We start from the raw sequence: 13,402 nt of genomic DNA on the forward strand, positions 1-13,402 counted from the left end.
ATATGATCGACGCACGTGGACTGGACCACATCAACTCGAAGGGGGCACCGATGCCGACCGAAGACGAGTCGCCACAAGCCGCACACAAGTACCTGCAGGTACGCGACTACCTCGTCACCCTCACCGCGAACGAGCTCAAGGTCGGCGACCCCATCCCTTCGGAGCGCGCACTGACCCAGCGGTTCGGCCTGTCACGCATGACCATCCGCCACGCCATCGACTCGCTCGTGTCCGAAGGCGTGCTCGAGAAGGTCCAAGGGCGCGGCACCTTCGTCAGCGCCCCTCGGATGGACTTCGAGGTGAGGCTGTCGACCTTCGGCGAGCAGATGCACCGCTTGGGGCTGAGCGCCTCGACCCAAGTCCTCGACTCTGGGGCCATCCCGGCTCCCGCCGAGGTCGCCTCGGTCCTCGGAGTCACCCCCGGCGCCGCTGTCCACCATGTGCGACGGCTGCGCTTCGCCGACTCGGCCCCCATGTCGATCGAAGAGGCCTGGATCCCCGTCTCGGTCGCCCCCACGTTGTTCGAAGCGGGCCCGCCCAGCAGCCTGTACGAGGCGCTGCGCGCGCAGGGCCAAGACCCTGCGTGGGGCGAGGAGACCCTGGCGGCCGACACCGCATCGGACGAGGAACGGGCACTCCTGCACATGGGCGAGCGCACCGCCGTCATGCGGACCACGCGGCGCACCCATGGCGAGCACGGCGCGATCATGTTCTCCCGCGCGTGCTTTCGCGGCGACCGCTACCAGGTATGGGTTCCGCTGGCCCCTCCCCGACCTCGCCTCACGACCACCCCGGAGCAACCCCCGACAAAGACGTCCAAGGAGGACTCATGACCCCATCCGAACCGCGAGCCGCCCAGTACCTCGCGGCACTGGGCGGCGCCAGCAACATCGAGGACATCGAGCCCTGCACGACGCGTCTGCGCTCGCTCGTCCATGACCCCGCACAGGTGGACTCCGCGCGACTGCGAGAACTGGGCGCCTTTGGCGTCATGATCAACGGCCGCGTGGTGCAAGTCGTCGTTGGCCCCGACGTCGACATCGTGGCCGCCGAGATCAACGACCTCCTCTGACACCCCTTCACCCCGACCCACCACAAGGAGCACCATCATGGCTGACCCTCAGAAGATCCTCGACGGCCTTGGCGGCGACGCCAACATCATTGACCTCGAACCGTGCATCACCAGGCTGCGCGTCGAGGTCGAGGACCCGAGCGCCGTCTCGGAACCCACGCTCAAGGCCGCGGGCGCCATCGCCGTCATGCAGCAGGGCACGGTCGTGCAGGTGATCGTGGGCCCCCAGGCCGACACCATCGCCTCGGACATTGAGGACCTGCGTTGAGCGCACCCTTGGTCGTGCTCTCCCCCGTCACAGGGACCGCCATTCCCATGAGCGAGGTGCCCGACCCCGTATTCTCGGCGTCGTTGGTGGGACCCGGCGTCGCCATCGACCCCGACCGCGATGCGCGCGCTGAAGTGCGCAGTCCCATCGACGGAACCGTGGTGAAGCTCCACGCGCACGCCTTCGTCGTGCAGGCTCCGGACACGCGCGCCGTCCTGGTCCACCTCGGAATCAACACCGTGCAACTCGATGGCGAGGGCTTCTCGCTTGCCGTCGAGGAAGGCGACCAGGTGACCGCCGGACAGGTGCTCCTCACCTGGGATATCCACGCCGTCGCGGCGACCGGACGGTCAGTCGTGTGCCCGGTGGTCGCCCTGGACGCCGCGGCGGATTCGCTCGTCATTGCTGACGGCAATTCGATCGGCGCCGCACCACTGTTCACCTGGAACTGACGCACGGCGCCCCCTCCCCCGCCCCCCGTTTCTGAGCGTCCCACGAGGACGTGGCGGTCGGTTTCGGGCGGTCCGGGGCGCCCTGGCAGGCGCTCAGTTCCGCCCGGCCGATGCGTGCTCACCCGAGCCAGCCGGCGCATCGGCCGTGGTGGCAGTGAAGACCGGGCCTGCCCAAGTGGACGCCTGATGTGATACACATCACACAGGGGTCAACGAGTCCGGTGTGCCAAGGGGGGGCCATGGCTGAGTCGCGCCGCATGGCATATGTGCCGCAGCTCGACGGCATGCGTGCCGTGGGCGTGCTGCTGGTCCTCGTGACTCACGGCGCGCGTCCGTACTCGTGGCCCGGCGGCTTTGGGGTCGACATTTTCTTTGTGCTGTCGGGCTACCTCATCACGAGTCTGCTGATTCTCGAATGGGAGGGCTCGGGGCGCATCGCGTTCGGAAGGTTCTACGTCAGGCGCTTCATTCGCCTGTACCCAGCACTGCTGACGTACCTCGCCGCGACGATTCCCCTCGGCTTGCTGCTCGTCGACGACATTCGCGCCTTCCTCATCGCCACTGCCGCCTCAAGCGTGTACCTCAACCCCATCGCGGAGATCATTCAGGGGCCGTCGGTGTTCTATGGCCACCTGTGGACCCTCGCCTTCGAGGAGTACTTCTACCTCGCGTGGCCGGTGGCCTTTGTGATGCTGCTGCACTTGCGCCTCACCTGGAAGACCCGGGGCGTCCTGATGCTCGCTGGCGGAGTGGCCCTCTACGGTGCCTACATCGCGACGTACTTTGTGCGAGACGCGCCGCTCGAACTACTGCGCGTAGGCGGGATCGCCCTCGGCTGCGGGCTGGCGATCGTCTTGCGCCATACGACACGTCGCGGCAACGCGCGCCTGCTCGCGGGGAGCGCTCTCGCCTGCCTTGTGCTGGCCTGCGTAGTCGCCATGCATGGCGTGTGGGGTTCACTCGCGCCCCTGTTCGCCGCTCTCGGATCGATCGCGATGATCCTGAGTATCCTCACTGGCCGGGCCACGGCCGCGTCGCGAGTGCTCGGCTCTGGGCCGCTGACCTTCGTCGGCCGAATCTCCTACGAGCTGTACCTGTGGCATCCCACCGTGCTCATAGGCGGGGCACTCGCGCTCGGCACCACCGAGAACGCGATCTGGTGGTGGGCGTATCCAGTGTCCTTTGGTCTCGCGGTGGCCACCCACTACGGGTACGCGCCGCTGCAACGCCGTTGGCGCCGCCAGGTCGACGGCCTGCACGAGGCCAGGGTTCGAGCGCGAGTCGTCTGAGCGGACCTGAGTGCCTGCCAGGGTGCACGACACTGCCGAAAACCGACCACCACGTCCTTGTGGGGCGCTAAGGCAGGAGAGGACGGCGGTGTGGGGGCCGGAGCGGTCCGGACCCGAGCCGCGCGCGGGGTGCGGGGGCCGAAGCCCCCGCACCTGCCTCAGTCGCGGGTGAGCTTGCGGTAGGTCACGCGGTGCGGACGAGCCGCATCGGCGCCCAGGCGCTCCACCTTGTTCTTCTCGTAGGCCTCGAAGTTGCCCTCGAACCAGTACCAGTTGGCCGGGTTCTCCTCCGTGCCTTCGTAGGCGAGGATGTGGGTCGCGACGCGGTCGAGGAACCAGCGGTCGTGGCTGACCACCACGGCGCAGCCGGGGAACTCGAGCAGTGCGTTCTCAAGCGAGCCAAGGGTCTCGACGTCGAGGTCGTTGGTGGGCTCGTCAAGCAGCAGCACGTTGCCGCCCTCCTTGAGCGTGAGCGCGAGGTTCAGGCGGTTGCGCTCACCGCCCGACAGCACGCCCGCGGGCTTCTGCTGGTCCGGACCCTTGAAGCCGAACGCGCTGACGTACGCACGTGAGGGCATCTCCACCTTGCCCACCTGCAGGAAGTCGAGACCGTCGGAGACGACCTCCCACAGGGTCTTCTTGGGGTCGATGCCACCGCGCGACTGGTCCACGTACGAAATCGCCACGGTCTCGCCGACCTTGAGTTCACCGTCGTCGAGCGGCTCGAGGCCCACGATGGTCTTGAACAGCGTGGTCTTACCCACACCGTTGGGGCCGATCACGCCAACAATGCCGTTGCGCGGCAGCGAGAACGACAGGCCATCGATGAGGGTGCGGCCATCGAAGCCCTTCTTGAGGTTCTTGGCCTCGATCACGACGTTGCCCAGACGCGGGCCCGGCGGGATCTGGATCTCCTCGAAGTCGAGCTTCCTGGTCTTCTCCGCCTCGGCAGCCATCTCCTCGTAGCGAGCCAGTCGCGACTTGGACTTGGTCTGGCGTCCCTTGGCGTTCTGGCGCACCCAGTCCAGCTCCTCCTTGAGGCGCTTGGCGAGCTTGGCGTCCTTCTTGCCCTGGACCTGCAGGCGCTCCTGCTTCTTCTCGAGGTAGGTCGAGTAGTTGCCCTCGTACGGGTACAGGTGACCGCGGTCGACCTCACAGATCCACTCCGCGACGTGGTCGAGGAAGTAGCGGTCGTGGGTGACGGCCATGACGGCGCCGGGGTACTTGGACAGGTGCTGCTCGAGCCACAGCACCGACTCGGCGTCAAGGTGGTTGGTGGGCTCGTCGAGCAGCAGCAGGTCAGGCTTCTCAAGCAGCAGCTTGCACAGCGCGACGCGGCGACGCTCGCCACCGGAGAGCACCTTCACGTCGGCGTCCGGCGGCGGGCAGCGCAGGGCGTCCATCGCCTGCTCAAGCTGAGCGTCGAGGTCCCACGCGTCGGCGTGGTCGAGTTCCTCCTGGAGCTGACCCATCTCGGCAAGCAGCTTGTCGAAGTCGGCGTCAGGGCTCGCCATCTCTTCGGAGATGGCGTTGAAGCGGTCGAGCTTGCCCTTGATCTCGGCGACGCCCTCTTCGACGTTGCCCAGCACGGTCTTGTCCTCGTTGAGCGGGGGCTCCTGCAGCAGGATGCCCACCGTGTAGCCGGGGCTCAGCCGAGCCTCACCGTTCGAGGGCTGCTCAAGCCCTGCCATGATCTTCAGGATCGTCGACTTACCGGCGCCGTTGGGACCCACCACGCCGATCTTCGCGCCAGGGTAGAACGACATGGTCACGTCATCGAGGATGACCTTGTCACCGTGCGCCTTGCGCGCCTTATACATCGAGTAGATGAACTCAGCCACTGCTGCTCCGTCGGTCGTGAGGAATGGCGCTCAAGCGCCTGCGGACATACCTGGTCAAGCCTACGCGCTCGCGCGCACGTCCAGGACTGTCGCGTCTGTCCTTCCCCGGAGGGCCGATGCGCCACGCACCCAAGTCCCGCGTGCCGGCTGAGGGGTGGTGTCGGCACGCGGGACGGCTTGGGGGCGCCTGGCCAGGCGCGAGGGGGTCAGCGGGCGGGGACGAGCTCCTCGTCGTCAGCACCTTCGTCACCCACAGCACCACCGGTCTCGTAGTCCTGTGCGGCGAGCGCGGCGGCGATCTCCGCGTCCGTCGCATCGGGCACGCCGCCTGCAAGGTCGGCGGGGTCCGTGTCGAGCGGGGCGTCTCCCGACTCGTCGTCGCTCATGGTGGCACGGCTGAAGTCAGCGACTCCGCGGGTGAGGTCGTGGCCCACGCACGTCGCGTCAACCTGCAGGTCCCAACGCAACCGATCGTCGGCGCCGGTCCACTCGTCGGTGCGCATCCGTCCATGCACGATGACCGGCTGGCCCTTGTGCACGGAGCGCAACACGAGATGGGCCGCATCCTTGAACACTCGGACGGAGAACCACTCGGTCTTGCCGTTCTTCCACTGGCCGGCGTTGCGGTCAAAGTAGCGTGCGGACTGTGCGACACGGAAGGAGCACATGTCCTTGCCGTGGATGTCGCGGGACAACACCAGTCTGGGCTCCGTGGCCACCCAGCCGATGATCGTCAGGTTCAGGTCGTTCATGTCGCCTCCCGGGCTCGCGCCGCGAGTGTCACGGCTGTGAGCCACGCTCCCCCGTCTGCGTCGACCATGCACGCGGGCGACCCGCGCACTGGGGATAGACCAGGACCGGCAGCGGCCTGGGGACGCGCTTAGCCCTGCGACAGCGTGCGCGCCCGCTGCACGGCAGCGGCGATGCCGTCCCGCACCGCCTGGGGCATACCCTGCTCGTCCATCGTCGTGATCGCGGCATGAGTCATGCCACCCGGCGAGGTCACCTCGGCTCGCAGGTCTGCCGGTTCGCGTCCGGTCTCAAGCAAATACTCTGCGGCGCCCGCGACCATGCGCGGCACGATCCGCGCCGCCAGATCCTCGCCGAGTCCCTGGTCGGCCGCAGCGGCCCGCAACGCCTCCATCAGGAAGTACACATAGGCGGGGCCCGACCCTGCGACGGCCGCGAAAGCGTCGAAGTCGGCCTCGGCGATCTCCTCGACGTCCCCCGTGGGGGCGAGCAGAGAGCGCACCCCAGCGAGCGCATCGGCCGGGCAGGAATCGGCCACGGTCACGGCGGTGACTCCCCTGCCAATGGCGACCGGTGTGTTGGGCATCGCGCGCACGGCCACGGCGTGGGCGGGCAGCACGGCGGCGAGCTCGGCGAGCGAGACTCCCGCGGCCACCGAGATCACCAGCGCCCCAGGCTCAAGCGCAGGGGCGATGGCCGCCGCCGTCGCGACCAGGTCCTTGGGCTTGACCCCGAGCACCACCGCATGGGCACCCTGGACGGCCTCCAAGTTCGCCTCAGGCCGCTTACTCGTGGCGAGGTGCGTCACGCCAGGGGCGTCGGCCCACGCTGGCACGGACGTGCGAGTCGTGACGGTCAGCAGCGGCGGCCGGTCCGCACTGAGCAGCGCGCGGGCGATCGCCCCCGCCATGTTTCCTGCGCCGATGATGGCAACGGCCGATGCGGTCGCGGGCATGGGGGGGTCCTTCCCTGAGAGGCGGGTCGTCAGTCGAGCTCAGTGAGCTCGTCGAGCGCGCGGTACGCCTGGTGAATGGTCTCGGTCGGCTCGATGACCGAGGGCCGCAGCTCGTGCGCGACGGCGGCGCGGCCCACCTCAAGGGTGCGCTTGCGGGCCGAGGACGCCAGTCGGGCACGCCCCAGAAGCGCCTTCCACCCCTGGGCCGGCGCCACGGCCGGCCAGGGCGCGTCCTCAAGGGATTCCTCGATCCGGCGGGCGAGCTCGGGCGCGCTCTCGACGGCTTCGGCCACGACCTTGCGCCACGTGGGCGGCAGTCCGGCCGTCGCGGCGTCGATCCAGTCCAGGCGTTCGCGTTCGGCGGTGGCCACCGCGATGCGCCACGGCCCCGGCTCGTCGGCGCGGGCGCCACGCGCCCAGGCCGCCGCCGCCTCCGCACGCGCGTCCACGCCCGCGGCACGAGCCAGCGCGGCGACCAGGTCATCGGCACTCGGCAGCGTGGGCTCGGCGCCCTTGGCCAGCGCGCCGGTGAGGGCACGGCCCGCGCTCACCAGCTCGGCCCTGACGGCCTCGGCCGCGACGGTGCGGGCGGAGACCGCGCCAGCGAGTTCGGCACGCAGAATGTCCATGCCGTGCCCCGTGCGAGCGGAGACGGGCATCACGGGCACCTGAGTCATCCCGTCGACGGCGAGCAGGCGCTGCAAGTCGCGCGCCACTGCCCACGCATCCTCTGTCGAGAGTCGGTCCACATGGTTGAGCACCACGAGCGACGGCCGCGAGCGCTCGGAGGCGGTACGCAGGTAGAACTGGTGCAGCGCGTGGTCCGCGTACTTCTGGGGATCGACGACCCACAGCAAGAGGTCGGCCTGAGGCACCACGCGGTCCACGACGGCCCGGTTCTCCGCATTGATGGAGTCGTGGTCGGGCAGGTCGAGCAGCACCATGCCGTCGAGGCTCGCCTCGTCCGCGTCGTCGAGCGAGTCGATCTCGCGGCTCAGGCGCCGGTCGGCGCGAATCTCCAGCCAGTCCAGCAGCGTGTCACCGCCACCGCCCCAGACTGCGGCGCTCACCTCAGACGTCGTGGGTCTGGCCACGCCGGGGACCGCGAACTCTCGTCCCACGATGGCGTTGAACAGGCTCGACTTGCCCGAACCAGTGCCGCCTGCGAGCGCCACCACCGTGTGGTCCACTCCCATCGCGAGGCGCTCCTCGCAGCGGGCGATGGACTCTTCCACCTGGACGCGCACGTCAGCGGGAATCGCGTCAGAGGCCCACTCCATGGACGCGCGTAGGCGGTCGACCCGCTCCCGGAGCAAGGTGGGCTCGTCGCGCGGCGCGAGGTGTTCGAACTGGATGCTCACATCAGGCCCCTGAGCTCCGCGCGACGCAGGCGCACCGTCGAGGACGCCTCTGGCAGCAGGCTCGGAATGTCCGTGGGCTTCATGAGGTCCAGCGCCTCGCGGTTGATGCAGTAGCGACGCGCACCCGTCAGTTCTGCTCCCGCAAGGTGGACGGCGTCACCCAGCGTGGGGTTGACGAGCACCCCGAGCACCGCACGGGCCTCGTCGATGCCGAGCGCGGCGCAGGCCAGTGCCACCGCGACGCCCTCCTCGCCAATCATCTCCGCGCCACGTTGCGCTCCTGGAAGACGCATGGCCTGCTCGGCGACCTTGGCGAGCCAAGCCCTGGTCGCATCGGCCGCACGCCGTTCGCGCACCACACGGGCCTCACGCGGGTCGCGCTGAGAGGCGAGCCACGCTCCCGGAGAGTCCTCGCCGCGACTGAGGGCGAACACCATAGCGTCCGATGCGCGTGCGGCTGCCGAGGCCAACGAGGCCTCGACGGCCTCGAGCAGGTCGGCACGCATCTCTGCAAACACGGCATCGCGCTGCTCGCGCGCGCTGCGCCGCTTGCCCCAGGCGCTGTGACGGAGTTTGTTGAGTGGCCCCCCGTCCGCACGTGCGGCTCGCCAGCGCGCGCCAAGAGTGCCCGTCGCGATCTCGGTGTACCACTGCTCGCCGCCCATGTGTTCTGCCTGGGCGGCGCAGCGGCGCACCTCGGCGCGCACTTCCTTGGCGGCCGCGGCCTGGTCGTCCATGCGCTCTGCGAGCGCCTCGAGCCATTCCTTGAGCGATTCGGTCGCGCCGTGCATGGTGCGCTCGACGATGGTCGAAGCTGACGCGGCCGCCACAGAGTCGAGCCAACGGCCAAGGCCGCCCACCACGTCTTGCGGCAAGCGAATGCCGCCCTCGGTGTCCTCAGGAATCACGAACAACGGCAACGATTCGAGGTCCTCGGAGGCGAGCCGCTCGACGAGCTCGCGGCGTACCTGAGCGGCCACGTCGACGGTCACGCGATTGAGCACCATCGCGATGGAGGCCCCTCGCTCGGAACCACGGCGCAGTGCCTCCCACGGCACCGCGTCGCCATAGCGCGCGGCGGTCGTGACAAAGATCCACAGGTCGGCGGCCTCAAGCAGTCGTTCCGCGATGTCCCGGTTCTCGCCGCGCACCGAGTCGAGGTCGGGAGAGTCGATGATCGCGAGCCCTCGCGGGACGGCCTCGGTCGAGATGACGGTGGCCTCTTGGGCGATCGTGCTGAGCACGTCTGCATCCAAGGGATGGTGGAACACGTGCGGAACCTTGGTGGTGGGCCGCAGCACGCCGGAGGCCGTCAGTTGCTCCCCGAGCAGGGCGTTCACCACGGTCGACTTCCCCGCACCCGTCGACCCCGCCACTACCACGATGGCGGGCGAGGCCTCCTCGCGCACGCGCGGAATCAGGTGGTGATCGAGTTGTTCGACCATGTGCTCGCGCAGGCGCGCGGTGTCGTCGGAATCGCCCAGGGGGATGGGGAACTGAAGGTCGGCGACCACGGCGCGAGTATCGACCAGCGCGTCGAGAAGCGCGCCAGGGTACGACCACGTCTTGATCGGCCGGATGGTCATCCCCAGCAATCCTCCAGTCATCGGGCGCGCGAGTGCGCACACAGCACTGCTCAGGTTACCGTGACCGAGCTCGCGAGCGCCGCCAGACGTGACCCATGCCACGCGTTCTGGCAGGCATGACGCGTGACCCCTCTCGCACGGCACTACCCTTGAAGGCGGCGCTGTGGCGCCATGCCCTCGTAGCTCAATGGATAGAGCAACGGCCTTCTAATCCGTAGGTTGCAGGTTCGAGTCCTGCCGGGGGCGCCTGGCCGATGGCCCGGTTCAGGCCATCTCGATCGGCACGATCTGGGAGGCCTCAACGCGCGCATCGAATGTGGCAGGCTCAAGTGACCCAAGAAGGCCCAACGGTGCGCAAGGCTCACCCGATATCCAGGAGCATCAGGCCAGACCCTTGTCCGCACAAACAAAGACGGCCCCTTGCGGGGCCGTCGAGCCAGTGACCGGAGCCACTGGCGGGGTATGCGTGTACGTTAGCGCGTACGCGCATCGCATGCAAGCGGCATCGACGGGGCGCTTCGATGTTGACAGCGGGGGCAACGTGGACACTGACAGACTCATCGTGTACGTCGATGGATTCAACCTCTACCACGGGCTGCACGACAAGTGGAAGTGCCAACAACTGTGGCTCGATCTCCATGCGCTCGCCACCAGTCTCCGCCCTCGGAGCACGCTACTCAAGGTCAACTACTTCACCGCTCCGGTCCTCAACGACGCCGGAGCTGCCAGCCGCCAGAGCGACTATCAGGCGGCACTCAAGGCCCACAGCGAGGGCGCCGTTGACGTCATCCAAGGTCGCTATCAGGCAAAGTTGATGACCTGCCGGACGTGCGGAGCAACGTACACGCGGTACGAGGAAAAGGAAACCGACGTGAACATCGCGGTTCGCCTCGTGAGCGATGCTGCCATCGGCCGAATGGACTCCGCGATCATTATCTCTGCCGACAGCGATCTCGCCCCGGCGATCCGGACTGCGCGCCAAGTCAATCCCCGTCTATTCGTTGCTGCAGCATTCCCTCCCAAGCGCTATTCAGCCGAACTCCACAAGCTCATGCCCCGTTCGATGCACATCGGCCACGAGAAGATCCGCCAGTCGCAGTTGCCAGAGACCGTCACGGACAGGGCAGGGGCCTCATGGTCTCGACCTACCAAATGGGGCAGCAAGCAGGTCTCCTGAACTCGCGTCTATGGAGACCGGTGTGAGGCCTTCCACGACCGTCGGCGGAGGGGCCCGCCGGTTCAGGCCATCTCGATCGCCCGCGTCGAGCGCCGCACGATGAGTTCGGTCGGCAGCGGGGTGTCCTCCGTGAGTTGCTGGTCCTCTTCGAGTGCGACCAGCACTTTTTGCATGGTCATGCGGCCCAGCGCCTCGAAGTCCTGGCGGATCGTCGTCAGCGGCGGGTACAGGTAGCCCGCCTCGGGGAGGTCGTCGAAGCCCACGATGGACACGTCTTCCGGCACGGCAAGCCCGCGCTCGCGCAGGGCGGACAGCACACCGATCGCCATCTGGTCGTTGCCGACAAAGATCGCGCTCGCGTTGCTGAGGTCCAGTTCCAGGCCGATGCTGTGGCCGGAGGCCGCACTCCAGTCACCGTGGCGCGGAGGTGCCGCGTCGAGCCGATGCGCGGCGAGCTCGTCTTTCCACCCCCGCAACCGCTCCACCGCATCGGCCGCCGTCGTGGGCCCGGCGAGATGGACGATGCGCTCGTGTCCCAGGTCGATCAGGTGCCGCACGGCGGCGCGTGCGCCGCGGTACTGGTCGATCGAGACCAGGTGCGGGCCGCGGGTCGCTGACGATGACGTGACAACCAGCGGGACGCCCAGGTCAAGGCCCCGCGCGAGTTCGAGCACCGCGAGGTCGGCCACGACCATCACGATCGCGTCCACACGCTGGCGCAGCAGCGCCTCGACGGCGGCGCGCACCGCTGCGGGATCGTCCGGCGCGGTGCTGATCGAGTCCACCGAGTAGCGCGCCGCCCGCGCCGCCATGGTGAAGTGCATCGTGATCGACGTGGGCCCGTAGGTGGTGACCGACGGAGTGATGAGGCCGATGGCACGAGTACGCCTGGTGACCAAGGCGCGTGCCGCAGGAGACGGGCTGTAGCGCAACTGCGCGATCGCCTTCTCGACCCGCTCTTTGGTGGCCGGCCTGACGTTGGGGACGCCGTTAATGACGCGAGAGACCGTCTGGTGGGACACGCCTGCCAGCCGCGCCACATCGAAGATGTTGGCCGCCCTGGGCTGCTTCGCTTCCGCCACGCTCGCCTCAGGCTTCCGGAAGGTCGGGCCGGGCCACGAGGGCGAGCAGGGTGTCGGGGTTGAGGTCGGCCGAGTGGGTGGTCTCGACAATGCGGCCGTCGCGCAGGATGGCCACGCGATCTCCCACGCGCAAGACCTCCTCAAGTTCGGCAGAAATGAACACCACGGACAGGCCATTGTCCGCCATCTCACCCACGAGCCGTTGGATCTCCACCTTCGCGCCCACGTCGATGCCACGCGTGGGTTCGTCGAGGACCAACAGCCGCGGCGAGACCGCGAGCAGGCGCGCGAGCATGACCTTCTGCTGGTTGCCACCCGACAGCGTCCGCACCGGGGTGTCGATATTGGCGGGTTTGATGTTGAGCGCCTCCACCCAACTGGTGGCCAGTTCGCGCACCTGCTCCGGCGCGATGCGCTTGAGCGCGCCCTGCTGTGCCTGCAACGCGAGGGCGATGTTCTGAGCGATGCTCATGTCGCCCACGAGACCCTCCGTGCGGCGGTTCTCCGACGAGTACACGACGCCAAGCGACAGCGCCGTGCGGGGCGAGTCGAGGTCGACATCCTCTCGTTCCAAGCGAATGATCCCGGCGCCGAGCCGGTCGACACCGGTGAGCGCGCGCGCGAGCGCCGTGCGTCCCGAACCCAGAAGCCCGGCCACGCCCAGCACCTCGCCCGGCGCCAGGTCAACATCCGCATCGGCAATGCCCGAGGTCGTCACGGCGCGGGCGCTGTAAAAGGCCTCATGGTCGACGTCGTCGACCTCGCCGCGTTCGCGCGAGGTCAGGACGGGCATCTGCTTGCCCAGCATCTTCTCCACGAGGTCGATGCGCAGCAGTTCCGTGGTGAGGTACTCCCCGACCAGGCGCCCGTCCCTCAGCACCGTGATGCGGTCACTCATTTCGTAGACCTGGTCAAGGAAGTGACTGACGAACAGGATTGCGACGCCACGCTGCTTCAGTTCCCGGATCACCCGGAAGAGCTCGGCGACCTCGTCGAGGTCGAGACTCGAGGTGGGTTCGTCGAGCACGAGCACCTTGACGTCCGTGGAGATGGCGCGGGCGATCGCGACCAACTGTTGAACCGCGAGCGGGAACGTCCCGAGCGGCGCCGTGGGGTCGATGTCGAGGCCCAGGTCCGCGAGAATGTCGCGCGCCCGGGAGCGCATGCGCCGCACGTCGATGAGGCCCAGCCGTCGCGGCTCCCTGCCCAGCTGCAGATTTTCCGCCACCGACAGGTTGGGCAGTAGGTCAATCTCCTGGTAGACCGTGGAGATGCCCGCGCGCTGAGCATCCAGCGGCGAACTCAGGTGCAGCGTCTGCCCGTCGAGGATCAGCACGCCAGCGTCGGGTGCGAGCACTCCCGTGAGCGCCTTGATGAGCGTGGACTTGCCTGCGCCGTTTTCGCCCATGAGGGAGTGGACCTCGCCTGCGAACATGCGAAAGTCCACGTTGTCGAGCGCGACCGTCGAGCCAAAGCGCACGGTCGCGCCCCTCAGCTCCACGAGCGGCCGCGCCTCGTCCACGCCGCCAAGATGGCATGGACGAGGCACGACGCGTTCCCCCTGGGGCG

The 13,402-nt window shown here is 68.2% G+C and carries 13 protein-coding genes and 1 tRNA gene; 7 read left to right on the forward strand and 7 right to left on the reverse strand.

Translation table 11 applies throughout. The features are described from left to right. Nucleotides 1-50 precede the first annotated feature (50 nt). The 5 genes from ACK5NO_RS03430 (at nt 51) to ACK5NO_RS03450 (ending at nt 3,081) form a co-directional block, all read left to right on the forward strand. The gene (locus ACK5NO_RS03430) at nt 51-833 is read left to right on the forward strand and encodes a GntR family transcriptional regulator (protein WP_416811269.1); all 783 of its coding nucleotides are present in this window, start codon (nt 51-53) and stop codon (nt 831-833) included. Beyond that, a complete protein-coding gene (locus tag ACK5NO_RS03435; RefSeq protein WP_416811270.1) occupies nt 830-1,072 on the forward strand; it encodes a glucose PTS transporter subunit EIIB in 243 nt (80 codons plus the stop codon). Before ACK5NO_RS03430 ends, ACK5NO_RS03435 begins: the two co-directional genes overlap by 4 nt. A gap of 37 nt (nt 1,073-1,109) precedes the next feature. Next, the gene (locus ACK5NO_RS03440; RefSeq protein WP_416811271.1) at nt 1,110-1,340 is read left to right on the forward strand and encodes a PTS transporter subunit EIIB; all 231 of its coding nucleotides are present in this window, start codon (nt 1,110-1,112) and stop codon (nt 1,338-1,340) included. A 14-nt stretch (nt 1,341-1,354) separates the two neighbouring features. Further along, nucleotides 1,355-1,792, forward strand: a complete 438-nt coding sequence (locus tag ACK5NO_RS03445; protein ID WP_416811329.1) for a PTS sugar transporter subunit IIA — start codon at nt 1,355-1,357, stop codon at nt 1,790-1,792. Nucleotides 1,793-2,031: 239 nt separating this feature from the next. Beyond that, on the forward strand, nt 2,032-3,081 hold the full coding sequence (locus ACK5NO_RS03450; protein WP_416811272.1) for an acyltransferase family protein: 1,050 nt from the start codon (nt 2,032-2,034) through the stop codon (nt 3,079-3,081). Nucleotides 3,082-3,239: 158 nt separating this feature from the next. Here ACK5NO_RS03450 and ettA read toward each other — a convergent pair whose 3' ends face one another. The 5 genes from ettA to ACK5NO_RS03475 form a co-directional block, all read right to left on the reverse strand. Then, nucleotides 3,240-4,922, reverse strand: a complete 1,683-nt coding sequence (gene ettA, locus ACK5NO_RS03455; protein ID WP_416811273.1) for an energy-dependent translational throttle protein EttA — start codon at nt 4,920-4,922, stop codon at nt 3,240-3,242. A gap of 206 nt (nt 4,923-5,128) precedes the next feature. Next, nucleotides 5,129-5,674, reverse strand: coding sequence for a single-stranded DNA-binding protein (locus ACK5NO_RS03460; RefSeq protein WP_416811274.1), 546 nt, complete (start codon nt 5,672-5,674; stop codon nt 5,129-5,131). 128 nt (nt 5,675-5,802) lie between these two features. Next, nucleotides 5,803-6,627: a pyrroline-5-carboxylate reductase gene (gene proC, locus ACK5NO_RS03465; protein ID WP_416811275.1), complete on the reverse strand. Its 825-nt coding sequence runs from the start codon at nt 6,625-6,627 to the stop codon at nt 5,803-5,805. A 29-nt stretch (nt 6,628-6,656) separates the two neighbouring features. Further along, on the reverse strand, nt 6,657-7,988 hold the full coding sequence (locus ACK5NO_RS03470; protein ID WP_416811276.1) for a GTP-binding protein: 1,332 nt from the start codon (nt 7,986-7,988) through the stop codon (nt 6,657-6,659). Further along, entirely contained in the window at nt 7,985-9,574 is a 1,590-nt protein-coding gene (locus tag ACK5NO_RS03475; RefSeq protein WP_416811277.1) for a hypothetical protein, read from the reverse strand. The genes ACK5NO_RS03470 and ACK5NO_RS03475 overlap by 4 nt, the downstream gene beginning before the upstream one ends. A 173-nt stretch (nt 9,575-9,747) precedes the next feature. Between ACK5NO_RS03475 and ACK5NO_RS03480 the strand changes: the two genes are divergently transcribed. Both ACK5NO_RS03480 and ACK5NO_RS03485 read left to right on the forward strand, forming a co-directional pair. Then, nucleotides 9,748-9,820, forward strand: a tRNA-Arg gene (locus ACK5NO_RS03480). A gap of 295 nt (nt 9,821-10,115) precedes the next feature. Beyond that, a complete protein-coding gene (locus tag ACK5NO_RS03485) occupies nt 10,116-10,751 on the forward strand; it encodes an NYN domain-containing protein (RefSeq protein ID WP_416811278.1) in 636 nt (211 codons plus the stop codon). A gap of 62 nt (nt 10,752-10,813) precedes the next feature. Here ACK5NO_RS03485 and ACK5NO_RS03490 read toward each other — a convergent pair whose 3' ends face one another. Together ACK5NO_RS03490 and ACK5NO_RS03495 are read right to left on the reverse strand one after the other, a co-directional pair. Next, nucleotides 10,814-11,833, reverse strand: a complete 1,020-nt coding sequence (locus ACK5NO_RS03490; RefSeq protein WP_416811279.1) for a LacI family DNA-binding transcriptional regulator — start codon at nt 11,831-11,833, stop codon at nt 10,814-10,816. 7 nt (nt 11,834-11,840) lie between these two features. Beyond that, nucleotides 11,841-13,355: a sugar ABC transporter ATP-binding protein gene (locus ACK5NO_RS03495; RefSeq protein WP_416811280.1), complete on the reverse strand. Its 1,515-nt coding sequence runs from the start codon at nt 13,353-13,355 to the stop codon at nt 11,841-11,843. Between the last annotated feature and the right edge of the window lie 47 nt (nt 13,356-13,402).

This window comes from Demequina sp., from assembly GCF_047975725.1.
Taxonomy (GTDB): domain Bacteria; phylum Actinomycetota; class Actinomycetes; order Actinomycetales; family Demequinaceae; genus Demequina.

Excerpts from the sequence above, each read along its gene's own strand:
- ACK5NO_RS03430 (WP_416811269.1), top strand. The coding sequence starts at position 51 with ATGCCGACCGAAGACGAGTCGCCACAAGCCGCACACAAGTACCTGCAG.
- ACK5NO_RS03435 (WP_416811270.1), top strand. The coding sequence starts at position 830 with ATGACCCCATCCGAACCGCGAGCCGCCCAGTACCTCGCGGCACTGGGC.
- ACK5NO_RS03440 (WP_416811271.1), top strand. The coding sequence starts at position 1,110 with ATGGCTGACCCTCAGAAGATCCTCGACGGCCTTGGCGGCGACGCCAAC.
- ACK5NO_RS03450 (WP_416811272.1), top strand. The coding sequence starts at position 2,032 with ATGGCTGAGTCGCGCCGCATGGCATATGTGCCGCAGCTCGACGGCATG.
- ACK5NO_RS03460 (WP_416811274.1), bottom strand. The coding sequence starts at position 5,674 with ATGAACGACCTGAACCTGACGATCATCGGCTGGGTGGCCACGGAGCCC.
- proC (WP_416811275.1), bottom strand. The coding sequence starts at position 6,627 with ATGCCCGCGACCGCATCGGCCGTTGCCATCATCGGCGCAGGAAACATG.
- ACK5NO_RS03475 (WP_416811277.1), bottom strand. The coding sequence starts at position 9,574 with ATGACCATCCGGCCGATCAAGACGTGGTCGTACCCTGGCGCGCTTCTC.